A 25,883-nucleotide genomic window follows, 5' to 3' on the forward strand; every position below is an offset into this window, starting at 1 on the left:
TATGTTAAAATGTAACTTCAAGACCAAAAATTACTGATTTTGGCTGTGGATATCTTCCTATATCAATACCTGCCGAATTTGAATTTGCATCAACACGGGCAATTTCAGGATCCAGGCCAGAATAATTTGTAATAGTGATAAGATTTTGCCCGCTTACATAAAATCTTATGTTAGAAAAATATTTAGCAAATGCATCTCCTGAGAATGTATATCCTATAGTGACATTTTTTAATCTTGTGTAAGATCCGTCTTCAACATATCGCTGGCTGGCTGATGACCAGTTTTGGCTTGCACCAAGTGCTCTTGGCAATGTAGCAGATGGATTAGTAACACTACCATTTACAACAACCGCTCTGTCTAAAACCTGTGTGCCAGAGTTAAACAAACGCTGCATTGCTTCTAAGTCGAATTTATTTGAGTTAAAAACATCATTTCCGGATACTCCAGAAATAAAGCAGTTAAAATCGAATTTTTTATATGCTGCTGTAAGGTTTAAACCGTATGTAAAATCAGGATATGGATTCCCAATATTTGTTTTATCTTCTGAATTGATTACTTTATCCCCATTACGGTCAACAAATCTAATATCACCTGGCTGGAAAGTAGTTTGACCCGGTGCTAAAACCGCATCTACTTCTGCCTGGTTTTGATAAATTCCATCAGTTTGATAACCCCAGAAATAGAATAACGGCTGACCTACTTCTAATCTTGAGAATTGCTCTAAACCAGCTCTTCCTGATGGTCCCCCTAATACACTGGTTACGCCTGGAGCTAAATTTGTAACTTCATTTTTGCTTGTACCTAAATTCGCTGTTGCAGACCACGTGAAATCACCTTTTCTGTCATTGTACCCCAATGTTACTTCATATCCGGTTACTTTTACATCGGCAATATTTCGTATTTGTGTTCCTCCCGGAGAACCAGTAGAAGCAGCAAGTGGTACTGCAAAAAGGATATCACTACTTTTATTGTTAAAATATTCGATAGATCCCGTGAATTTGTCATCGAATAAACCAAAATCTAAACCGATGTTTCTGTCCAGTTTAGACTCCCATTGCAAATCCGGATTAGCAGCACTACCTGAAGTTGTACCTATTCCTGCCTGTCCATTAAATGGATAGGTATAATTAGTAGCTAAACTAGAGCTGTAGCGATAATCTTCAATTTTATCATTTCCTGTTGTTCCCGTAGATGCTCTAAGTTTTAAGGTACTGAAAATAGAATTATCCATAAAAGTTTCTTTGGCAATATTCCATCCTAAAGCCACAGAATAGAAATTACCATAACGTTTATTAGCTCCAAATCGGGAAGAACCATCTCTACGTCCTGAAATGGCAAAGAGATATTTATCATCGTAATCGTAATTAATACGGGCGATGTAACCTAAATTGTTTGTTTCAAAATTATTTGAACTTAAGTTAGCATTCTGAAGACTTAACTGATCGATTTCGTCAGAAATTAAGTTACGGCTTCCTGCTGTCACGTTTCGGCTTTTATTTTCAATTTTGGTTATAACCCCTAATACTTCAATATTATGTTTATCGGCAATAGTAGTTTTGTAGGTTAAACCATTATCAAAAACGATTGTCTGGCCTTGAGAATTTATTTCTGCAGTTGAGGAGTAATCCTGAAAATGGGCTGAACCATCACGGAAACTAGGCACAAATGTATGATCTCTGGTTGTGTAATAATCTAAAGAAACTTGTGATCTGAATTTTAACCCTTTATAGATTTCTAATTCAGCGAAGATGTTCCCAATTATAGATACTCCGTTAACTTTTTGATATCCATGCTTGGCCACACGTACCGGGTTTTCAGCATCCTGCCCATCAGCAGCTGAAGGACCCTGATATCCGCCTAAATTACTTGCGTTGTAAACCGGTAAATAGGGAGCCATTTTGATAGCATGTTCCAGTAAAGTTCTGCCTCCGGCACTACGTTCCGGATTTGTAGTACTAAAAGATACTCCTATATTACTTCCAACGCTTAATTTACCTATATTTTGTGTGTTATTAGCACGGAAAGAATAGCGTTCAAAACCTGTCCCAATTAGAGTACCTTCTTGTTTTAAATATCCGGCAGAATATCGGCTGGAAGAATTCTCAGAACCATTTGAGAAACTCAAGTTATAATCCTGCATCAATCCAGTCTGAAATATTTCGTCCTGCCAATCGGTATTTGTATTGCCAAACTCCGCAGCTCTTGCAGTTAAATTGCTTCCTAAATCGTTCGCATACTGAAGATATTGTTGCGTATTTAAAACATTATATCTTTTAGTAACAGTTTGAGCACCTACATAAGAACTAAAAGTTAATTGGCCAGGACCTTTTTTCCCTTTTTTGGTAGTTACCATAATTACACCATTAAAGGCTTTAGAACCATACAAGGCAGTTGTCGAGGCATCTTTTAATACAGACATAGATTCTATATCATTTGGATTTAATCCAGATAAGTTACCTACTAAAACTCCATCCACAACATATAAAGGATCACTATTATTCATTGTAGCTAATCCACGAATTTTAACTGTAGGGCTTGAGCCTGGTGCGCCATTAACCACGGTAACACCGGCAGCTCTACCTTGCAAAGCCGATTCTGCATTGGTGATTGGTACGGCTACAATATCCTTTGCGTTTACTACTGAAACTGCTCCGGTTACCTTAGTTCTTTTTTGAGTACCATACGCAACTACAACTTCATTTAAGGTTTGTGTTGATTCAGCTAATTTAATATTGATGACTGTCTGATCTCCTACAGTGATCGTTTGAGAAGTTAATCCAACGTAAGAAAATGTTATTTTGTCTGTAGCATTAACTCCTTGTAAAGCGTAGTTTCCATCAAAATCTGTTGATGCGCTATTTTTAGATCCTTGTACATTAATACTGGCACCCGGTAATGGAACCCCTGATGGATCCGTAACCACACCCTTTATGGTTTTTAATTGTGCCATCACATCCTGAGTGCTAACTATAAGCAATGCGATTATTGCAAATTTCAATTTTAACATCATAGTTAATTGGTTTTTTTGTTTAGTTAAATAATTGTTTGGTTGTAAAATTTGTTATTATATATTGAATTGTATTTTTCATTTCTGAAATCACTAATAATATGTTTTCTTAATTATATTTTCAATCATATTCTTATTGTTTAATTTTTGATTCAAAATGGTATTCAATAAATAAATTGGTTTTCATTTCATGCTGTAAATTGGTTTTTAATTTGTTAGTAATTATTTTTAGTTATTTGATAATTGTTTAATCCAAAAATATCACCTTAACATAAATTTCACATATCACAAATGATGCAAAAACTATCAAATTTGTAGCATAACATGTACAAAACCAATGAATTCAATGTTTTACAAGCAATAGAGAGATGAAATACCGATCAGAAATTATCAATTATGATGCTTTATTTTTTTAGTATTAAAAAAAATAAAAGGCTATTTTTTTGTATTTGATAATGATGAAAAATGAAAATGTAAGAGAAAAATGAAGAAATTTTTTAGGTCAGACTGGCTTTTTATTATGATGAATATTTCAGCCGGACATTCCACAAGGAACCGATAATTGATTGTTACGAAGCAAAAAAAAGACAGTATAAAACTGTCTTTTTAAATGCTTTTTGAAACTTATTGTTTGTTATTATGGGTGGGAAGGTATCCGTATTTTTCTTTATAGCATTTTGTAAAATAGGAAGGAGAACTAAACCCCACTTTATAACTGATTTCAGTTATATTATCATTCCCCAGTTCAATTAATTCTTTTGCTTTTTCTAAACGCACGTTACGTATAAATTCATTTACAGATACACCTGTGAGCGTTTTAATTTTTCGATACAGCTGGCTTCTGCTTAAAAATACCTTTGATGCCAAAACCTCCACACTTAATTCAGGTTCACTTATATTTTCATTAATGTAATTCAGGGTGTTTTTTATAAACTCATTATCTAAAGTGGTTGTTTTTTCTTTTGCTTTTGGCGTAATTCCGTTATAGAATTTGTTAAACATAATTTGCCTGCTGTTAATTAATTGCACAAGACTGGATCTTAAAATGGCCATATCAAAAGGTTTACTCAAATACATATCTGCTCCAGAATCAATACCTTCTAATTTATCTTTAATTAAGGCCTTTGCAGACAGCATCATTAAAGGAATATGACTGGTTTTTAAATCGGCCTTAATATTTTTGCACAATTCTAAACCGCTCATAACAGGCATAATTACATCAGTCAAAATCAGGTCCGGTAATTTTTGTAAAGCTAATTCCAAACCAACCTGGCCATTTTCAGCGACTAAAACTTTATATTCTTTTTTGAGTTCATTTTTTAAATAATTTCGCAGCTCTACATTGTCTTCAACAATTAAAATGGTATAAATTCGATCTTGTTTTTCCTGATCATCTTGTAATTGTTCGTCTGTTTTTTCAATTATTGGTGTATAGCTTATTTTTTTCTCCTTTTTAAATTCCTCAAGTGATATTTCGTTCTCATTAAAAAAATCTTTTCCAATAGGAAATACTAGTTTAAAAGTGGTGCCAATTCCCAATTCACTTTCTACTTCGATTATCCCTTTATGTAATTCCACAAAACCGCGAACAACTTCCAATCCTATTCCGGTACTTCCATAATACGCTTTGTTTAAATTGTTTACCTGATAAAAGCGATCAAATATTCTCTTAATATCTTTTTTATCCAGTCCTGCACCGGTATCTTCAACGATAATCTCAAAAGACGGATAAGTATTGGTCGAATTTATCATCGGAAAATTTATAAATTCCTCATTCACTACTATTTTTACCTTTATTTTTCCATTGTCAGGAGTAACCTTAAAAGCATTTGATACGACATTAAAAATAATTTTTTCGAACATTTTAGGGTCTATCCAGTCTTTTAAAGATGTTTTGTTAGACTCAAACTCCAGCTGAATGCCACGGCTTAATGCTTCTTCATCAAAATAACTGACAATTTCTTTCGTAAAGTTTACAACTTCAATCAGTTGTAGTTTAATGGTCATTTGGTTAAACTGCAATTGATTAAAATCCATTAGCTCATTAATTAATCTGGAGAGCCTGTCTGAACTTTTTTGAATGGTTTTCAGTTTGTTCAGCACACCATTTGGTAATTCCTGAGCGCTATTCCGGATTATATCTCCTAATGGATTTAAAATTAAAGTAAGGGGAGTCCTGAACTCATGTGATATATTAGTAAAGAATTGTAATTTTTTATTATTTAATTTTTCAATTTGGATGGCTTTTTTCTGTTCAAACTCTATCATTTGTTTTTGTTTGAAACGATTTTGATAGTATTGATTGGCAAAGTGAACCGCTGCAAATAGTAATAAAGAATAAAACAGGTAAGCAAAAGATGTTTTCCACCAGGGTGGTAAAATTTCAATTTTTAATTCTAATGGTTTTTGGCTCCAAATTCCATTTTTTTCTGATGCTTTAACCTTGAAAATATAATTGCCTGGAGCTAAGTTAGTGTAAGTTGCCGAACGTTTATTGCCAACATAATTCCAGGAATCTTCAAATCCTTCTAAATAATAAGCAAATTCATTTCGGGCAGGAAAAGAATAATTAATAGCGATAAAATCAATTGTAAATACAGACTGATCATGTTTAAGTATTATTTTTTTGGTTTCAGATAATACTTTAATTAGTGGTGAGTTTTTTTCGAGTGGTGCTACTGACTTATTAAAAAGTTTCAAATCAGTTAAGTAAATTGGAAGTTGTTTTTTACTTTTAACTAAACTCGCGGGATTAAAGTAATTTAGACCTTCGTAACTTCCAAAATAAAGCAACCCATTTTTATCTTTTAATACAGAGTTGTTATTAAAGTCATTCCCCAGCAGACCATCATATGTAGAATAGTTGAGGTTAATTTTGTTTTTTAAATCCAGTTTGGTGATTCCTTTTTTTCCACTTATCCAAATACATCCATCATTAGATTCTGAAATTGATGAAATTGATTTTTCATTCAGCCCTTTGAAATTTATATACCATTTTAATAAGTCTGTTTTTTTATTGTAGCTAAATAATCCTGCGCCATCTGTACCAATCCAGATTTCTTTATTTTTGGCTTGATATAACGTATTGATAGTATGTGTACTTTTATGATTTTTAAGCTTTTCAGACATTTTATTCCGAAAAGAAGTTACTGAAAAAGTGACAAAATCATCTGTATTAACTTTGTAAAGGCCAGTTGTTGAACCAACCCAGACAGCATTGTCCGAATCAGTAATCACCTTTCGGATATCTAAATTGATTAATCCATTTGTATAAAACGGTTTAGAGTCACAATGGTGAAACTGGCGATCTGAAGGAGTATAATAGTGCAGTCCTTTTGCAAAAGTTCCTATCCAGATTACACCTCTGGAATCCTGAGCAATACTCATAATATTGTCTGAAGTCAAACCTGGAGTATTTTTTGTGTTGTAATTAATAAAGTTTCGACTCCCTTTTTTTAAAACAAAAATGCCTTCATTCCAGCTTGATAACCAAATATTCTGATTTGTATCTATAAATACATTCGTGATGTTATCATTGGTTAATCCGGAATACAGGCTGGTGTCAGATTTGGTAATATGTCTGAAAAGTTTAGTTTTCGGATTATAGACATCAACTCCTCCGCCTTCCATAGAAATCCATAACTGGCCTTCATTATCTTTGGCGATACCGGTGACACAACTGGTTTGTAATGATTGAGGATTTCCCGGGATGCTTTCTATAATATTTACTTTGCTGTTTATTTTATCAAAAATGCCTAAACCTTTATTATAATAACCCAGCCAGATTCTTTTTTCTTTATCTAAAAATAAGGACCAAACAGAGTTAGAGCTTAAGCTTCGGATACTGAATTTACTGTTTACATATTTTTTTTGAACAATACCCTGATTGTTTACAATGATTAACCCATCATTTTCGGTTGCACAAAGAATTGTTTTCGGGTCTGTTGCCAGTATCGACATAATTCTTTTTCTGGTGATGGGGTACAAAACAGCCTGTTTAATCTTAGCATTTAAATCTAATTTTACCAGCCCCTTATAGCCATTCCCAATCCATAAATTTTGTTTGCTGTCAATACACATCGATACTATAGTACCTGTAAGTAGATCTTTTTGGTTAATCGTCACTTTTTTGACTTCATTTTTTTTAGGGTCAACTACTTTTAGGCCAAAATTAGTGCCTAAATAAATAGTACCATTTTTATCTTTTGCCAAACAATTGATAAGGCAATTTGTTGAATTTGGGATGTCGAGTTTTATAGTAGTAATTTTTCGGGACTCTGTATTGAGTTTCAATAAACCGCCATTAAATGTACCTAAAAAAAGATTTCCTTTATTGTCTTCAATTATGCTTTTAACAGAAATTACAGTTTCTTTTACATTCTTCTTTTGAATATTAATATTTTCAAAAGTATTCAAATCTCTGTTATACAGGCATAATCCCTCATCTGTCCCTATCCACAATCGGTTGCGTACATCTACATAAACAACATAAATCAGATTGCTGTTAATAGAATTGTTTACCTTGGAGTTTTGCTCGTAAGCAATATAATTTACTCCATCGAATTTATATAGACCTGCTCCGTTTGTTCCAATCCAAATGACTCCGGATTGATCCTGCGTAATGGTATAAATGCCACTTTTGGAAGTTTCTTTACTTACGAGCCTAAATTGATAGTTTTCAAATGTATTTTGAGAAAACAAACAATTTATCGTAAAGAATAAGATGACACAGATTCTAAAACATTTTTTTGGGGACATTTATATAATGATTAGTGAAATTAGAATTAAATATATACTATTTTAGTTGAAAACCAACTATTTGTTTTTTAACACATTAATTTTGATTACATTTTGAGTGTAATATTTATTGTATGCTTTTTATTATATGATAGAGATTAGTTTAAGATGTAACCTACTTTTTATAATATCCGGAACGAGTATTAGTTCTCTCTTCTTTCTCTTAAATCTTTTTCAATCTCAATTTCCATGTTTTTGTCAATTACATAAAAACACAATAAAACAGCACTTATAATGAATATAAAACCAGGATAAATACTTATTGATAATTTAATCCCTTCAAGAGCTGCTGATACTTGATGAACTTCTTCAGCGATATAACCATATTTAGATAAAAAAGCTGCTCCCAGTGCGCCTCCAATACTTATACCGATTTTTAGTCCGAAAATCATTGCCGAAAAAACAGTCGCTGTCGCTCTTCGGTTGTTTTTCCATTCGCTGTAATCCGCTACATCAGCAATCATAGCCCACAATAGTGGAATCGTTACTCCATATATAAATCCGTGTGCTAATTGGGTAGCGAAAACCATTGTAATAGCTGTTTTGCTGTAAAAGTTAAAAAGCAGTAAGCTTATAGCGGATAAAAATATGAAAGTGATATAAATGTTTCTTTTGCCAAAGGAATCTGCGAGTGACTTTGAAAACATAATTCCAAAAATCATAAAAAGAATTCCACCAGCATTAAAAAGACTAAATGCAGAAGTGGGAACATCTTTCGGCCACTGAAGATCTGTTAATCCTATCGTTATTAAAAAATTATTTAGAGATCCAATAAATTTAGTAAATCCAATATCTTTCAAAAAGACAGTTTGTGCAGCCGGATCTAAATAATATTTAAAGTAAAAAACATACATCCCGCCCTTTAAGGATAAGGTTATAAACACCAAAATGGTAACCAGTAACATAACAAACCAGGGACCGTTTTTAGATAAATCTATAAAATCCTGCTTAACGGAAGATTCCTGACTTTTTTTAGGGATGATTCTTTCTTTGGTAGTAAAAAAAGTTATAAGCAAACAAATTACACCTATAACGGCGAATAATATCATAGTATTTTTAAAACCAACAGCTTTATCGCCATGCCCCAAAATTAAAACTAATGGCAATAGAAGTGATTGAATTATAAACTGAGCTATCATTACCGCTACAAAACGGTAGGAAGAAAGGCTGTTTCTTTCTCTCATATCGCCTGTTAAGACGCCGCTTAAAGCCACATACGGTAAATTGTTTGCTGCATAAATTAATACCAGAAAAAAGTAAGTGAGTAATGTGTAGGCTATTTTGCCTCTTAATCCAAAATCAGGAGTCAAAAAAGAGAGTACGGCGGCCACCCCAAAAGGCAAAGCAGTCCATAGTATCCAGGGTCTGAATTTTCCCCATCGGGTTCTGGTACGGTCTGCAATAATTCCCATAATGATATTAAAAAAAGCACCTATAAAACCACCAATAAAAATAATAACACTTGCTGTTCCGGCAGGAATTTTATAAACATCCGTGTAAAAGAAAGCTAAAAAGGTCAGCAAAGTCTGAAAAATCAAATTTGCTGCAAAATCACCTAAACCATAACCTATTTTTTCTATTACTGAAAGTTTTTGTGATGTATTACTCATAGAAATGCTGTTTTTTATTTCATTAATCATTTATACCGATTTGAAAATTATTTTAATAGATTTTACCAGAAAATGAATGTCTTTTTTTATTCATTTTAATAAAAACTAAACGTAAAAATAGCTTGAAAGTTGAAATAAGATTGTCAATTTTGAAGCGTTTAATAGCATATTTGAAGCATAATTTGCTTACAGTAAATCTATTAAATATAAATTATTATTTTAGCCTCTTAGTTAAAAAATACACACTCATTTTCACTTAGTTAATATCTCATTTTCATTTTATTTATATGCGTCTTTTATACCTTTTATCAATCATTTCCTGTTTGATCATGAGCTGCAACAGCAAACAGAATAATCAGGAATATCATAAATATACTAATGATTTAATCAACGAAACGAGTCCGTATCTTTTGCAGCATGCTCATAATCCGGTAGACTGGAAAGCATGGAATAAAGAAGTTTTAGACAAAGCAAAGGCAGAGAATAAGCTTATTATCATTTCGGTAGGTTATTCTGCGTGTCATTGGTGTCATGTTATGGAAGAAGAGAGTTTTGAAAACGAGGCTGTAGCAAAATTAATGAACGATAATTTTATCAGCATAAAAGTAGACAGGGAAGAGCGACCTGATATTGACCAGATCTATATGAATGCAGTACAACTGATGACTGGTAAAGGCGGATGGCCTTTAAATTGTATTGCGCTTCCTGATGGTCGTCCTGTTTTTGGAGGTACATATTTTACAAAAGAAGAATGGACAAAAGCGCTGACTGAACTTTCTGAATTATATAGAAATAATCCAAAAAAAGCAAATGAATACGCAGATAAGTTAGTAAAGGGAATCAGGGAATTACAATTAATTACAGTCAATAATAATGAAGCCAATTTTAAAAATTTAGATATTTTTACTGCTGTAAAATCATGGCAAAAAGATTTAGATTATAAAGAAGGAGGATTAGTTGGTGAAACGAAATTTCCAATGCCGGGGACATTGAATTTTTTGCTTAGGTACAGTATTCAAAATAATGATGAATCGATTCAAAAATATGTAGAAACGACACTTACCAAAATGGCTGACGGAGGAATCTATGACGCAATTGGTGGTGGCTTTTCAAGATATTCGGTAGATGCAAAATGGCATATTCCTCATTTTGAAAAAATGCTGTATGATAATGCACAGTTAGTAAGTTTATACTCTGATGCATTTCTGGTTACAAAAAAGGAATCATATAATGAAGCTGTTCATGAAACACTGGATTTTGTAGAGAGGGAGCTTATGGCTTCTAACGGGGCTTTTTATTCTTCTTTAGATGCAGACAGTAAAAATAAGGAAGGAAAACTGGAAGAAGGGGCTTACTATATCTGGACTAAAGAGGAGTTACAATCTTTACTAAAATCTGATTACGCTCTTTTTCAAAAATATTTTAATATTAATGAAAACGGTTTATGGGAAAATCAGAAATATGTTTTGTTTAAAAACCAATCAAATAAAGATTTTGCGATAAAAAATAAATTGAATCTGAAAGAACTGGAAGCCAAAGTAAAAAGTTGGAAGCAAATAGTATTAAAAGCCAGAAATAAAAGACCCCGGCCTCATTTGGATAACAAAACCCTTACTTCATGGAATGCTTTAATGATAAAAGGTTATGTTAGTGCTTATCGTGCATTCAGAAATCCACATTACAAGGAAATCGCATTAAAAAACGCCAGTTTTATTGTAAATAACCAGCTTAAAAAAGACGGTAGCTTAAATCACAGTTACAAAGATAGTAAGAGTACTATCACTGGCTTTTCAGAAGATTATGCAACTGTTGCAGATGCATTTATTGCAATTTATCAAATTACACTAGATGAGCAATGGTTACGAAAAGCCAGGCAATTAACAGATTATGCGATGAAACATTTTTGGGATAAAAAATCAAATATGTTTTACTTTACATCTGAAAGTTCGGCAAATCTAATTGCCAGAAAGATGGAAATTACTGATAACGTAATTCCAGGCTCAAATTCAATTTTTGCAAATAATTTATTTCACTTGGGGCATTATTATTCTGATGATGTATATGTTAAAACAGCCGAGAGAATGCTAAATAATATAAAAGATGATGTATTACAATCACCAGCAGAGTATTATAACTGGTTGAATTTAATGCTGAATTATACCGATAATTATTTTGAAGTTGCCATTTCGGGAAAAGCTGCTATGACTAAAGCAGTTCAGTTTCAAAATTACTATTTACCTAATATTCTTATAGCGGGCTCTACAAAAGAAAGTACTCTCCCAATTTTAAAGGATCGTTTTGTAGATAATGAAACCTATATTTATGTTTGTGTAAATAAAGCTTGTAAGAAACCCGAAAAAGAGGTTGCAACAGCTGTTTCTAAAATAAAAAATAGTTTATAAGGATTTAGTATCTATGATGAACGCTATTAATAATGAATATTGTTTTTTTTTAACTATATAAATACATACAATGTTTTTTAACTGTTGTATTTGTTTAAAATTAACAATTAAAATATAAAACAACCGATTGTTTTATTAAATGTTTTTATATATTTGTAATAAATACACTTATTGTCTACGATAGTTTATTTTTTATTCGACATAGATTATTTTTAAGTTTCTCATAATAGAATCATAATATAAAGTTTGTGTATCATTTGATAGGAATTTGCATGCAGTTTAAAAAGAGGATACATCTTTTTTATTAGTATTCTATATAAAAATATAGTTGACGTCAGAAATAAGTAAAATTATTTTGAGCAGGATTTAAAAGTTTAATATTTGGTTATATTCCTAGTTGTATAGATAGTTTATAACTAATGTTAGTTAGTGTTAGTTTTTTAAATTAAAGCCGGAAGTTCAAATCCCTTTCGGCTTTTTTATTCCAAAATTATAAATGAATTACCAAACGAAGCCAGGAGTTTTCAATTGTATGGGATGATACAAAACTCATTACTTCTTAGGTGAGTTTTTTTAGTTTCATTAATACCAATCGAATAAATGATAATTTAATATATAAAATAAAAATGCAAAAAACAGTTTACATTTTAATTTTAGGCTTTTTATTCACTTCAATTAGTGCACAACAATATAAAAAGCATAGACTGAGTAAAGATAAATTGGCTATTGAATTATCTGAAGGTGTATTAAATATAATTCCTCTTACCGAAAAATCAATACGGATACAATATGAAACAGGAACGTTAAAAGAAAAACAAGAGTTCGTCCTGATAAACAAACCAAACGTTCCTAATTTTAAATTTAAAGAATTCTTAGAAAATTTACAACTGGCTACAAAAGAGTTAACTGTTTCATTTAATAAAAAAACAGGGGTTATTACATATAGTGATACATCAGGTAAAATTTTTCTAACTGAAAAAGCAAATTCACGAATATTAAAACCTGCTACTATTATGGGGGAATCCTGTTTTGTAGCTGAACAGGGTTTTGAATCTCCTAATGATGAATATTTATTTGGATTAGGGCAGTTTCAGGATGGTTTTTACAATCTAAAGAATGTAACCAGAAAGTTAATACAGGTCAATACACAGATTGCTATCCCGTTTTTGGTATCCAATAAGGGATATGGTTTATTGTGGCATCAGTATGGTCTGACTTATTTTAATCCAACCAATCAAAATATCGACTTAATTAGAAATACAATAAATGAAGGTGAAAAACGTGAAGTTGAAGTAACTACAACTTCAGGCACACAAAAAGTTTCGCAACAACAATCTGTTTACTCCGGAACTTTTTCGATCGCTAAAGAAGGAAAATATTCACTAATGCTGGATCTTGGAGATATGGATAGCCGCCATTTAGTTTTGATTGATGGGATAGATGTGATCAATCAATCTAATTTATGGCTGCCACCAGCAGTGAGTAAATTAGTCGAATTAAAAGCAGGTGAGCATACTGTAAAAGTGGTTTGCAAATCTAGTAATACACCATCTCTTAGTTTAAAACGAACTAATGATGAAACTGTTTTCAATTCACCCAATGCCAAATCGCTTGATTATATTGTTTTTGCAGGAAAGAATACAGACGAAATCATAGCAAATTATCGTAACCTTACGGGAAATGTACCAATGCTTCCTAAATGGGCATTTGGATTTTGGCAGTGTCGCGAACGATATACCTCTGGAGAACATTTGGTTTCAACAATAAAAGAATTCAGGAAACGTAACCTCCCTGTAGATGTAATTGTACAAGACTGGCAATATTGGGGAAAGTATGGCTGGGGTGTTCCTAAATTTGATGAAACACATTATCCGGAACCTGAAAAATTTATAAAAGAAATTCATGATTTAAATGCCCACTTTTCTATTTCTGTTTGGGAGAATTTAAATAAAGAATCAGAAATTGGTAAAGAATATGTATCAAAAAACTTATTCATTCCCAATAGTCCGTGGATAGACATTTATAATACGGAAACCCAAAAAACACATTGGAACGCACTTAATAAAAATTTATTTGCACTTGGTGTTGACTCTTGGTGGATGGATGCAACTGAGCCCGAAAATGATGCGTTAAGAGGTAAACAAACTTATTTTGGACTGGGTGATTTTTACCGGTTAACATATCCATTATTTGTTAGCAAGGCTGTATTTGAAGGTCAGAAAAATACTAATCCTGAAAAAAGGGTAACAATTCTAACCCGTTCAGCATTTTTAGGACAGCAGAGATATGGTACAATTAATTGGTCAGGCGATATAGGATGGGACTGGGATGCTTACAAACGACAAATCGTTGCAGGTTTAAATTATAATGTAACAGGGATGCCTTATTGGACAACCGATATTGGTGGTTTTTTCCGTCCAGGATCAGAACAGTATAAAAATGAAAAGTATCATGAGATTCTGACTCGCTGGTTTCAATGGGCAGTTTTTAATCCGATATTCCGTATGCATGGTTATCAAACTGAAACTGAACCGTGGAAGTATGGAGAAAAGGTGGAAAATAACATGCGTTCTATGCTCAATCTTAGATATCAGCTAATGCCCTACATCTATTCAGAGGCCTGGCAAATATCTAAGTATAACTCAACTTTAATGAGACCATTGATAATGGATTTTAGTTATGATACAGCTGCTCTAAGTCAGGCATATCAGTATATGTTTGGAAAATCATTATTAATAGCGCCAGTTACAGCACCTGAAGTGACGAAATGGGATGTTTATTTACCAAAACAAAACACATGGTATGATTTCTGGACCGGCAAAAGATTCGAAGGCGGACAAACAATAGAATCCCCAGCTACTTTAGACAAAATACCGGTTTTTGTAAAAGAAGGTTCGATCGTTCCTATGGGAAATGTGATTCAGAATACGCAAGTCAAGCAGGATGAAATTGAAATTCGTATTTACACAGGTAAGGATGCAAGTTTCACTTATTATAATGATGAAGGCGATAACTACAATTATGAAAAAGGAAAATATATCGAAATTCCAATAACCTGGAATGAAAAGAATCAAACTTTAACTATAGGAAAACAAATTGGCAGTTATAATGGTCAGACAAAAACATACACAATGAATATTGTATGGATATCTGCAAAACAAAATGGAAACGTTCCTAAAAAAGTAAAATATAGCGGCAAGCAGATTCTGATAAAAAGTAATTAATCTGAAAATAAGAAAACCACATAATTATCTATAACCAAAAAAAACTATAAACATGAAATTAAATATTAGGATTTTATTGATGTTTTGTTGTGTTTCAACATTTGAAATAACAGCACAAAACCCTATCATTAAGCACATTTTTACTGCCGATCCTTCGCCTATTGTTCACAAAGACACTTTGTTTTTGTACACAGGACATGACGTAGCGACCGAAGCAGATACTAATTATAAAATGGCCGATTGGCATGTGTTTTCCACAACCGATATGGTAACATGGAAAGATCATGGGGCGCCACTTTCACCAGATACTTTTTCATGGGCTACAGGAGATGCCTATGCCGCTCAGTGCATTGAAAGAAATGGTAAATTTTATTGGTTTGTTTCCACATTTCATAAAAAAGATGAGGTGAGCGGAGGCGGAGCTGCTATAGGTGTTGCAGTTTCAGACAGACCAACTGGCCCTTTTAAGGATGCAATAGGTAAAGCTCTTGTAATTAATGAAATGACAACTGATATGAAACATTCGTGGGATGATATTGATCCTACAGTTATGATTGATGACGACGGGCAGGCCTATATGTATTGGGGAAATGCTAGCTGTAAATGGGTAAAGCTTAAAGAAAACATGATTGAGATTGATGGTCAAATTAATTATTTGAAACCAAAAAACTTCATAGAAGGACCCTGGATATATAAAAGAAAAGAAATGTATTATTTAGTATATGCCAGTAAAGGAGAAAAGGCAGAAACAATAGAATATTGTACATCAGATAGTCCAACCGGGCCCTGGAAACATCAGGGTTTAATACAAGAAAATGTAACAAACAGTTTTACAACCCATCCAGGTATTGTTGATTATAAAGGTAAATCTTATTTCTTTTACCACAACGGAAGCTTGCCAACAGGTGGAAGTTACAGACGTTCTGTATGTGTAGATTATATGTATTATAATCCAGATGGAACTATTCAAAAAATAGTACAGACTACGAAAGGGGTAAGTAAAATCAAATAATGCTTTTTAGTTTCAATTAAGCAAAGAAATAATCATTCTCTTTTTTATTTGAATGATAAGGTTCTGCAGATTAATATTAAGATAAAAAAATATAAAAATGAATGAAAAATATAAAAGAAGTCCGCAAGCTAAAATTCGTATTTTAATACTGATTTTCGGATTGTTTGTACCGGTTTTAGCCATCTGCCAGAATAAAAAGAAAGCAGAAAAATCAGAGTCTAAAATACCGAATTATCGTAATCTGTTTAAAGAAGCAGGATATAGCCAGGACGAAATAGATAAAAAAGTCTCCAAAGCTTATTATGATGTATTTGAAGGGCCAAATAAAGTTTATTTTGAAGAAGGTGATTCTTTAGGATATGTTTCTGATGTAAAAAATAAAGACGCACGTACCGAAGGAATGTCGTACGGAATGATGGTTGCAGTTCAGCTCAATAAAAAAGATGTTTTTGATCGTATCTGGCGATGGTCAGTAAAATACATGCAGCATCAGGATGGCCCAAGAGAAGGCTATTTTGCATGGAGCGTAAATCCTGAAACCAAAAAACAAAATTCGCCTGGCTCTGCATCAGACGGAGAGTTATATTACATTACCAGTTTGCTTTTTGCTTCGAACAAATGGGGGAATGATACTGGGATTCATTACTACAATGAAGCAAGAAGAATATTAGATGCCATGTGGAAAAAAGATGGTACTGGTAATATCCATAATATCATTAATACAGAGCATAAACAAATATCATTTGTGCCGGAAGGACGCGGATACGAATGGACTGACCCATCCTATCATGTTCCGGCATTCTATGAAATATGGGCTTTGTACGCCAAAGACGGACATGAACAGTTTTATAAAGAATGTGCTGAAGTTTCCCGTAATTTTCTGCATAAGGCATGTCATCCAGTAACAGGCTTAAATTCGGATTATACAGAGTTTAGCGGAGAACCACACCCTACACCATGGATGCCTCCCGCATTTCGTTATGATTCCTGGCGTGTTCCTATGAATATCGCTATGGATTATACCTGGTATGGAAAAGATAAAAAGTGGCAGGAAGAATATGCTATAAAATTTCAAAACTTCCTTAGGTCGAAAGGAATAGAAACGTTTGTAGACCAATACAATCTTGATGGTTCCACACCAGATTTTATTCTACAGGCCGGACCAGTCAAAAAACTCAGACACTCAATAGGATTAGTAGGAACTTCGGCAACAGCATCATTGGTCAATCCAGATAAAAAGAGCATGGATTTTGTCCATGCGCTTTGGAAGGCTAAACTTGAACCTTATGAAGATGGTTATTTTGACCCCTATTATGATGGGTTAATGTATCTCTTCAGCCTGATGCATCTTAGTGGTAACTACCAAATTATAAATCCAACAGTTAAATAATTTTTTAATCGAAAAAATAAAAATATGAAACAATATGCAGTCGTAATGCTATATGCATTTATTCTATCAGGTTTTGCAGGTATTTCACAAACAAGTCAGGTTTCAATTGTTGAGGATTTCAAACCTTCATCAGTTAATCAGCCAGGTCAGGAATATCCTCAGGTTAATTCTCAGGGTTATGCGCGCTTTCAAATTTTGGCTCCTGAAGCCAAATCTGTTGTTGTAAGTCTTGGTTTAGGAGGAGCAAAAGGGGGCACTGCTCTCACCAAAAGCGAAGATGGCTACTGGAGAGGCACCACAGCCAATATAATGGATGAAGGTTTTCATTATTACCATGTGACTGTCGACGGAGGTGTTTTTAATGATCCGGGGGCACTCAATTTTTATGGCTCTACACGCTGGGAAAGCGGTATCGAAATTCCGGCACACGATCAGGATTTTTATGCTCTAAAAGATGTTCTACACGGAAATATACAGCAAATCCTTTTCCCTTCAAAAAGCACTAATACATCCCGCAGGGCTTTTGTTTATACTCCGCCTGGTTACCATAAAGACAAAGCTAAACAATATCCGGTTTTGTATTTGCAGCATGGCTGGGGAGAAGATGAAACGGCCTGGAGCAATCAGGGACGTGTAAATTTAATCATGGATAATTTGATTGCAGAAGGAAAAATTAAACCATTTATTATTGTAATGACTTACGGAATGACAAATGAAGTGAAATTTGGTGGTTTGTCAAGTTTCAAAATAGAGCCTTTTCAAACGGTTCTTGTAGATGAATTAATTCCTTATGTTGATTCCAATTTTCGTACAGTTGCAAATCATAGTAATCGTGCAATGGCAGGTTTATCAATGGGAGGCATGGAAACAAAAAGTATAACACTTAATAAACCTGAAGTTTTCTCCCACTATGCACTCCTTAGTGGCGGAACTTACAAACCTGAAGATATTAAGGATAAATCAAAAGTAAAACTTATCTTTTTAAGTTGTGGAAGCAAAGAACGTCCTGATGGTGTTAAAAGCGCTGTGTCAGGTCTTAAAAATGCCGGTTTTAATGCAGTTTCCTACATTTCTGATAATACCGGACATGAATTTCAGACCTGGCGCCGAAGTTTCAAAGAATTAGCTCCACTTTTATTTAAAGAGTAGATTTTCAATAGCATCACCCATTAATCTAAAAGTAAGTACAATAGGCACCTTCTGATGAATTATTTAGCCAAAAACATTAATAAAGCTAAAATTCATCAGCTGAAATCAGCTTATTTGGATTAATAAATTAAAACCTAAAACTATGTATAAACTTAATAGCATTTCAGGAATTCTTTTTAATTCGAAGAGAATTTTATGGAAAGAAGCATTCCTTTTTTTTTGTTTTTTCAGTCTGACAAACATTTCCTTTTCTCAGAATTTAGTATTAAATGAAAAAGAATATTTTGAAACTCCAGGACTGAATGTCTGGGTTTTTAATAATGAATACAACGGAATGTTTTTCGACGAAAAAACGGCCGGAATAGAATTTATTCATCATGGTGTCAGAACAGTAACAGGAGGAGCAATAAGGCTTCAAAACACACCTGAACAATGGGATTTAATTCCAAAAATGATCAGTCGAAAAGTTGATAAGGCGAAAAATACAATTGAGGTTACACTGAGATATGAGGAATTTAATTTTGATTCCAAAATCATCATTTCGCCAAAAGATAAAGGTTTTGTCATGGATGTTGTATTAGACAAACCAGTGCCCAAAAAATTAGAAGGCAGGGCAGGCTTTAATTTGGAGTTTATACCAACATCTTATTTTGAAAGTAATTATTTAGTAGATGGGAAAGCAGGAACATTTCCCAGATATCCTGCAAGCAACACTGAAATTTGGCCTGCATCTCAAAAAATCCCACAGTTTGCTGGTCATACCACATTTGATGATCGTGGAAAAAATGAATTCATCGCTACACAGCCTTTAGAATCCGGGAAGAACTTAGTTTTTGCACCTGAAAATCCTGAGCGAACTGTAAAGATTCAGTCCTTAGATCAGGATGTAATGCTCTTTGACGGAAGGAATTTAGGGCAGAATGGCTGGTTCATAGCACGAAGTATTCTTCCTGCAAACAAAAAAGGTAAAGTGCTTACCTGGTATATAGAACCCAATGCGATACCAAATTGGATAAGAAAGCCTGTGATAGGATTTTCTCAGGTAGGGTACCTGCCCGGTCAGAAGAAAATAGCTGTTATTGAACTTGACAAAAACGACAAAGCATTAAATACTGCATCAATTTTTAAACTTAATGAGGATGGTAGATTTGTTGAGAAACTTAAAGCAGATGTCAAAGTTTGGGGGAATTATTTAAGATATAATTATGCTCAGATTGATTTTAGTACAATTAAAGAAAAAGGACTTTATTATATTCAGTATGGAGAGGAAAAAACAAATACCTTTCAGATTGAGGATGATGTATATTCAAAAATATGGCATCCAACGATGGACGTATGGTTTCCTGTACAAATGGATCACATGGAAGTGAACGAAGCATATCGGGTTTGGCATGGAAAACCATTTTTAGACGATTGCCTTCAGGCACCATTGAATCATGAACACTTTGATGGATATAAACAAGGCCCTGCTACAGATACCAAATATAAACCATTAGAGCGTATTCCCGGAATGTCAGTGGGAGGCTGGTTCGATGCCGGCGACTTTGATATACAGACTTTTTCACATGTTAGCGTAATTAATAGTTTTGTAGAATCGTGGGAGGCATTCAAAGTCACCAGAGATGAAACTTATATTGATCAGACTACGCAGTTTGTAGATATTCACCGTCCTGATGGTCAACCTGATTTATTACAACAAATTGAGCATGGAGTATTAAATCTTGTTGCACAAGTTGAAAATATTGGTCATCCGGTAAGAGGAATAATTGTGCCAAACCTCCATCAGTATCATCATTTGGGGGATGCTTCTACAGAAACAGATAATCTACCTTATAATCCGTCTCTTAAACCGTATGAATCGAATGGGATATCAAGCGGAACACCTGATGACAGATGGGCATTTACAAACCGAACTTCATTTCTTGATTACAGAACTGCAGGAGCATTAGCATCAGCAAGCAGGGCTCTGAAAGGATATAATAATGCGCTTTCTGCTAAATGTCTCACTCTTGCTATAAAGTTGACCAGCGAGGCAGCCGAATTGGACAAAAAAGCAAAACCTGATGACAGTCCAATGTCAAGATGGGGTAAAGGAAGCGATATGGTTGCAATATTACAGCTTTATTTAAGTACAAAAGACAAGCAATACAAAACGGCTTTTTTAGATAAAATATGGAAATCATTAGATGAAAATCTAGAGTTTAATATCAATTCAGCTCTTCTTGCCTTACCGGCTATGGATGATAATTATAAAGTAAAATTACGCGGTTATGTCATTAAGTATAAGGAAAAAATAGACAAAGAAAACGCTGATAATCCTTATGGTCTTCCTTTAGTAAAAAGAGGTTGGGGAGGCACTTCTCAGGTTATTAATTGGGCAAGTACAAATTATTATATTCATAAAAGTTATCCTGACATTTTAGATAAGGAATATGTTTATCAGGGATTAAATTATATTTTTGGATGTCATCCTTATTCTAATTTGTCTTTTGTAAATGCAGTTGGAAACAGATCTAAAAAAGTGGCTTACGGAGGTAATAGAGCTGACTTTACAACAATTGCGGGAGGAGTAGTTCCGGGACTTATTTTTCTAAAGCCGGACTATTTAGAGAATAAAGATGACTGGCCTTTTTTTTGGGGAGAAAATGAATGTATTATAGATGGAGGAGCCTGGTATGTTTTTCTTGCGAATGCTGTAAATGATTTAGCCGTAGAAAAATAATAAAAAAAAACTAAAAATGAAACAAGTACTTACTATAATTACTATGATTTCCTGTATATATACTCAATCAGTTTTGAGCCAGGAAACAAAAATAGTGGAAGATTTTAAACCTTCATCAGTCAATCAGCCCGAAAGGAAATTTCCTCAGGTTAACTCCCAGGGTCGGGTACGTGCCAGTATTTCTGCGCCAAATGCAAATAAAGTTCAGCTTGATATAGGTGGTGTTAAATATGATATGATAAAGGATGCCAATGGTATATGGTCAGGAGAATCAAATCCTCAGGATGAAGGATTTCATTATTATCAGTTAAACATAGATGGAGCTTCGGTACCGGATCCGGGAACTTTATATTTCTATGGTGCCGGCCGATTAGGAAGCGGAATAGAAATTCCTTCGAAAGATCAGGACTTTTTTGCGCTGAAAGATGTACCCCACGGTTTGGTAAGTGAAAATATTTATTTCTCAAAGCTAACAAATTCATTTAGACGCTGTTTTATCTATACACCACCTGATTATAATGAAAACATAAAAACACATTACCCTGTACTTTATTTACAGCACGGAAGTTTTGAAGATGAAACAGGATGGCCATCCCAGGGGAAAGCAAATTTGATTTTAGATAATCTGATTGCTGCAAAAGAAGCAACTCCTATGATTATAGTAATGGATAATGGATATGCTTATAAACCACAAAATAATCAGGGGAACAAAAAAGAGCAACCGGCATCTGTTTTTGAAGAGGTATTAATTGCAGAAGTTATTCCAATGATTGACGCTAAGTTTCGTACGATCACTAATCGTGAACACAGAGCAATTGCCGGTCTTTCTATGGGAGCAAATCAAACCATGAGAATTATGATGAATCATCTCGAGACTTTTTCCCAGTATGGCGGATTTAGTGGTACATCAAATTATCCCAGTACAGATGTGATTGACGCCTCTGTATTTTTAGACGGAAAATATAAAGATGGTGATGCTCTTAATAAAAAAATTAAACTTTTTTGGTTAGGCTTAGGTACTAAAGAACCTAGTCCTTTTCCTAAATCAATTGGGGCATTTCGAGCGATGTTAGATCAACAGAAAATAAAATATGTATATTACGAATCGCCTGAAACTGCTCATGAGTGGCTTACATGGCGACGATGTTTATACCAATTTGCTTCAAAGTTGTTCAGGTAGCATTCGAAAGGATATCAAATAATCAAACAATTTTAGTTTGTGTTACTGAAAAATAAATCCGCATTATAATTATGAAGAGATTTTTATTCATTACGGCAATTTTAGCTAATGTAACGGTTACGTTTGGACAAACAACGACTGATACAATAAAACCTCACCATCTTTCTCCTGTGACAATTGAAGGCAGTAAAATAGCACCAGACATTCAGAGGCTGGAACCCATAAAGGGAACTTATATTTTTTCGGGAAAAAAGACAGAAGTAATTAATATAGCGCAAAAAAATGCTGCAGTTACGGAGAAATATGGACGACAGATTTTTGCAAAAATACCAGGAGTATTTGTTTATGACATGGACGGGACAGGCAATCAGGTAAATATTTCTACCCGCGGACTTGATCCACACAGGAGTTGGGAATTCAATATGCGTAAAGACGGAATTATTACCAACTCTGATATGTATGGTTATCCTGCCAGCCATTATAATATTCCTATGGAAGCGGTTGAACGTATTGAATTAGTCAGGGGAACTGGTTCACTGCAATACGGTGCACAGTTTGGCGGTATGTTTAACTATGTCAGTAAACAACCGGACACGACTAAAAAAATTACTTTTGAAACCATCAACACACTTGGTTCATACGGACTGGTAAGTACATATAACAGTATATCCGGTAAAATAGGCAGGTTTAGCTATTCGGCCTGGATAAATGGGAAATGGATAACAGGTTACAGAAAAAACAGCGATTCGAGTTTTGATGCTCAGGGAATATCCCTTTATTATGATGCTACAAAAGATCTAAGCTTTAAATTAGAGTGGACACATTCTAATTATATTACTCACATACCAGGGCCATTAACTGATAGTATGTTTCAGGACGACCCTAAAATGTCAACACGTTCACGAAATTATTATCAGCCAAATATTCACGTTCCCTCGTTAACAGCTGATTGGAATATCGCTTCTTCAACAAAATTGCGATTGACAACTTCGGCAGTTATTGGAGAAAGAAATAGTGTGATGTTTGACAAGCCTGCCAACGTTGCTGATGACATTGTACCTGCTACACTTCAATACAATAACCGACAAGTGGATATTGACCACTTTAATAGTTACACAACAGAGCTGAGAGCTTTACAGACTTATAAACTGCTAAATCAAACCAGTACACTTGCAGCAGGTGTACAATATATGAATAACGACTTAAACCGCCAGCAACAGGGAAAAGGAACAACCGGAACTGATTTTGATTTATCTCTTGTAACACCCGGTTGGGGCAGAGACCTGCATTTCAAAACTAGCAATATTGCATTTTTTGCAGAGAATAGATGGCTATTGACCAGGCAATTTTCAGTCAATATAGGAGTTAGAATGGAAACCGGCGAAACCAATATGACAGGTGTTATTACTTATTATTCAGACACTGAACTTCCAAACAAAATAAAGCACAACTTTCCTTTGTTTGGCGTAAGTACACAATATGACGTAACAGACGATATCAATATTTATGCAGGCTGGTCGCAGGCATACCGACCTGTTATTTTCAAAGACATCATTCCACAATCTGTTTATGAAATAAGTGATAAAAACTTAAAAGATGCTCACGGATACAATGCAGAACTTGGTTTTAGAGGGAAATATAAATTTTTAAAATGGGATGTCACAGGCTTTATCCTGCAATATAACAACCGTATGGGAACACTTGCCCAAACCGACACTGATGGTAATCTGATTATTTTCAGGACCAATATCGGTGACTCACGAACCACAGGGCTTGAATTGTTTTTGCAGGGAGATTTCTCTTTAGGAAAGAAAGCTGGTTTGTCTCTTTTTACCTCTACCTCTTTCATGGATGCACACTATCAGGATGCTACAATAAGGTCAGGCAATAGTAATGTAAGCGTGAGTGGAAACAAAGTTGAAAGTGTTCCCAAATGGATTACACGAAACGGAATTACTATTAATTATGACTTAGTTAGTTTATCGGCATTATACAGTTATACTTCTGAGAGTTTTGCTGATGCACTTAATACAACCACCCCGTCTGCAAGCGGCGCGGTAGGGCTGGTTCCAGCATATCAACTGCTTGACTTAAACCTGGCAATCCGCATTACAGAAAAAATAAAGCTGCAGTTAAACGCAAGTAATGTTTTAGATGAACACTATTTTACAAAGCGGCCACAATTTTATCCGGGCCCGGGTATATGGCCATCAGACGGAAGAACATTTTCAGGAACTTTATCCATAAAAATATGAAGATTATACTTGATAAATGATAATACCAAACCTAAAAAAATAAACGACAGAATTGTAGATTCTCTTTAGTGAAACAAAAATTACTTTTTTTTTATTTCAAATCATAATGATTAAGATGTTTTTTTTTTAAAATATAAAATACTGTATAAGTGTGTTTTAATTTTTTTTTTTTCATTAAACTTGATGTAAGAATTTATATCGATAATCATTATGGAAAAGTTAAAACGACCGGTTTACCTAAAACCAGAAACTGATGATTTTTTTTAAAAGATTCGCAAAGAAGTTAATGAAACTGTTTTACAAAATTCATCCTTGTACCAATTCAATATTATTAAGTCTATAGGACTTGTCATTTTCTTCTTTTTATTTTATGGCTGTATTCTGTTATTTGGAAACAGTACTCCTTTATTATTTTTATTTTATATTCTGTGTGGAATTACGATGATTGTTCTGTTTATTAATGCATTTCATGATGCTGCACACGGAGCATTATTTAAAAAGCCAAAATATAATCAATGGTTTATGTATGTTTCGGAACTTTTTGGCAGTAATCACTGGCTTTGGACGCGTCGCCATATTAATCTTCATCATGCTTATCCAAATATTCCGGATTGGGATGTTGACATAAAGCAAAGCGATATCATCAGAAGTTTTCGTAACAGCCCGCTGTTTGATTATCATAAATATCAGCATATATATGTGGCTTATTTATCCATTGTACAGCCTCAACTGGATTTACATCAGGGATTTTAAAGACTTCTTTGGCAAAAAAGATAATTATGTAAAAAAAGTGGTAGATAAAATTCCATCGAAAGAAGTTTACAGATTGTTTGCTGCAAAGGCAATTAATCTTTTTTATTTGCTTTTTGTCCCCATGTTGTTGTTGAACCAGCCCTGGTATATAGTTTTATTTGCATGGATTACGATGCACATGTGCGGGAGTGCACTTGGTGTAGTAGCACTTGTTTCCACACATGTTGATGAGGATGCCCATTTTCCGGTGGCAGATAAAGAGGGAAATCTTTCAGCGACCTGGGCCTTATCCTATAATAAAACGCTACGCAGAAGAATATGACCTTCCATATACTTCTTACCCGTTTTATCATGCTGTACGCTCCCATTTTCGGATGCTTAA

At 33.9% G+C, this 25,883-nt stretch carries 13 protein-coding genes; 10 read left to right on the forward strand and 3 right to left on the reverse strand.

The features are described from left to right. Positions 1-4 precede the first annotated feature (4 nt). The 3 genes from DMB68_RS03445 to DMB68_RS03455 all read right to left on the reverse strand — a co-directional run bounded on the left by DMB68_RS03445 (position 5) and on the right by DMB68_RS03455 (position 9,414). Positions 5-3,010 carry a SusC/RagA family TonB-linked outer membrane protein gene (locus DMB68_RS03445; RefSeq protein ID WP_110345261.1) on the reverse strand — a complete coding sequence of 1,002 codons (3,006 nt, stop codon included), beginning with the start codon at positions 3,008-3,010 and terminating at the stop codon, positions 5-7. A gap of 621 nt (positions 3,011-3,631) precedes the next feature. Beyond that, positions 3,632-7,765, reverse strand: coding sequence for a hybrid sensor histidine kinase/response regulator transcription factor (locus tag DMB68_RS03450; RefSeq protein WP_110345262.1), 4,134 nt, complete (start codon positions 7,763-7,765; stop codon positions 3,632-3,634). Between the two features lie 182 nt (positions 7,766-7,947). After that, positions 7,948-9,414, reverse strand: coding sequence for an MFS transporter (locus DMB68_RS03455; protein WP_110346334.1), 1,467 nt, complete (start codon positions 9,412-9,414; stop codon positions 7,948-7,950). A 329-nt stretch (positions 9,415-9,743) separates the two neighbouring features. On the opposite strand from DMB68_RS03455, the gene DMB68_RS03460 reads away from it, so the two are divergent. The 10 genes from DMB68_RS03460 to DMB68_RS23605 all read left to right on the forward strand — a co-directional run bounded on the left by DMB68_RS03460 (position 9,744) and on the right by DMB68_RS23605 (position 25,823). Next, a complete protein-coding gene (locus tag DMB68_RS03460) occupies positions 9,744-11,816 on the forward strand; it encodes a thioredoxin domain-containing protein (RefSeq protein ID WP_231131572.1) in 2,073 nt (690 codons plus the stop codon). Positions 11,817-12,442: 626 nt separating this feature from the next. Further along, on the forward strand, positions 12,443-15,040 hold the full coding sequence (locus DMB68_RS03465; RefSeq protein WP_110345264.1) for a glycoside hydrolase family 31 protein: 2,598 nt from the start codon (positions 12,443-12,445) through the stop codon (positions 15,038-15,040). A 52-nt stretch (positions 15,041-15,092) separates the two neighbouring features. Next, positions 15,093-16,052 carry a glycoside hydrolase family 43 protein gene (locus tag DMB68_RS03470; protein ID WP_110345265.1) on the forward strand — a complete coding sequence of 320 codons (960 nt, stop codon included), beginning with the start codon at positions 15,093-15,095 and terminating at the stop codon, positions 16,050-16,052. Between the two features lie 97 nt (positions 16,053-16,149). Beyond that, complete coding sequence (locus DMB68_RS03475; RefSeq protein WP_110345266.1) at positions 16,150-17,442, forward strand: glycosyl hydrolase family 8; 1,293 nt, start codon at positions 16,150-16,152, stop codon at positions 17,440-17,442. A 24-nt stretch (positions 17,443-17,466) separates the two neighbouring features. Continuing rightward, the gene (locus DMB68_RS03480; protein WP_110345267.1) at positions 17,467-18,591 is read left to right on the forward strand and encodes an alpha/beta hydrolase-fold protein; all 1,125 of its coding nucleotides are present in this window, start codon (positions 17,467-17,469) and stop codon (positions 18,589-18,591) included. Positions 18,592-18,733: 142 nt separating this feature from the next. Then, positions 18,734-21,313, forward strand: a complete 2,580-nt coding sequence (locus DMB68_RS03485) for a glycoside hydrolase family 9 protein (protein WP_110345268.1) — start codon at positions 18,734-18,736, stop codon at positions 21,311-21,313. 16 nt (positions 21,314-21,329) lie between these two features. After that, a complete protein-coding gene (locus DMB68_RS03490) occupies positions 21,330-22,493 on the forward strand; it encodes an alpha/beta hydrolase-fold protein (RefSeq protein WP_110345269.1) in 1,164 nt (387 codons plus the stop codon). A gap of 71 nt (positions 22,494-22,564) precedes the next feature. After that, on the forward strand, positions 22,565-24,748 hold the full coding sequence (locus DMB68_RS03495) for a TonB-dependent receptor family protein (RefSeq protein ID WP_110345270.1): 2,184 nt from the start codon (positions 22,565-22,567) through the stop codon (positions 24,746-24,748). Between the two features lie 312 nt (positions 24,749-25,060). Next, entirely contained in the window at positions 25,061-25,501 is a 441-nt protein-coding gene (locus tag DMB68_RS23600) for a fatty acid desaturase (RefSeq protein ID WP_231131573.1), read from the forward strand. Beyond that, positions 25,446-25,823, forward strand: a complete 378-nt coding sequence (locus DMB68_RS23605; RefSeq protein WP_231131574.1) for a hypothetical protein — start codon at positions 25,446-25,448, stop codon at positions 25,821-25,823. Before DMB68_RS23600 ends, DMB68_RS23605 begins: the two co-directional genes overlap by 56 nt. Positions 25,824-25,883 lie beyond the last annotated feature (60 nt).

The organism is Flavobacterium hydrophilum, from assembly GCF_003202405.1.
Classification (GTDB): domain Bacteria; phylum Bacteroidota; class Bacteroidia; order Flavobacteriales; family Flavobacteriaceae; genus Flavobacterium; species Flavobacterium hydrophilum.

Excerpts from the sequence above, each read along its gene's own strand:
- DMB68_RS03475 (WP_110345266.1), top strand. The coding sequence starts at position 16,150 with ATGAATGAAAAATATAAAAGAAGTCCGCAAGCTAAAATTCGTATTTTA.
- DMB68_RS03455 (WP_110346334.1), bottom strand. The coding sequence starts at position 9,414 with ATGAGTAATACATCACAAAAACTTTCAGTAATAGAAAAAATAGGTTAT.
- DMB68_RS03460 (WP_231131572.1), top strand. The coding sequence starts at position 9,744 with ATGAGCTGCAACAGCAAACAGAATAATCAGGAATATCATAAATATACT.
- DMB68_RS03495 (WP_110345270.1), top strand. The coding sequence starts at position 22,565 with ATGAAGAGATTTTTATTCATTACGGCAATTTTAGCTAATGTAACGGTT.
- DMB68_RS03485 (WP_110345268.1), top strand. The coding sequence starts at position 18,734 with ATGTATAAACTTAATAGCATTTCAGGAATTCTTTTTAATTCGAAGAGA.
- DMB68_RS03480 (WP_110345267.1), top strand. The coding sequence starts at position 17,467 with ATGAAACAATATGCAGTCGTAATGCTATATGCATTTATTCTATCAGGT.
- DMB68_RS03465 (WP_110345264.1), top strand. The coding sequence starts at position 12,443 with ATGCAAAAAACAGTTTACATTTTAATTTTAGGCTTTTTATTCACTTCA.
- DMB68_RS03490 (WP_110345269.1), top strand. The coding sequence starts at position 21,330 with ATGAAACAAGTACTTACTATAATTACTATGATTTCCTGTATATATACT.
- DMB68_RS03470 (WP_110345265.1), top strand. The coding sequence starts at position 15,093 with ATGAAATTAAATATTAGGATTTTATTGATGTTTTGTTGTGTTTCAACA.
- DMB68_RS03450 (WP_110345262.1), bottom strand. The coding sequence starts at position 7,765 with ATGTCCCCAAAAAAATGTTTTAGAATCTGTGTCATCTTATTCTTTACG.
- DMB68_RS23605 (WP_231131574.1), top strand. The coding sequence starts at position 25,446 with ATGTGGCTTATTTATCCATTGTACAGCCTCAACTGGATTTACATCAGG.
- DMB68_RS03445 (WP_110345261.1), bottom strand. The coding sequence starts at position 3,010 with ATGATGTTAAAATTGAAATTTGCAATAATCGCATTGCTTATAGTTAGC.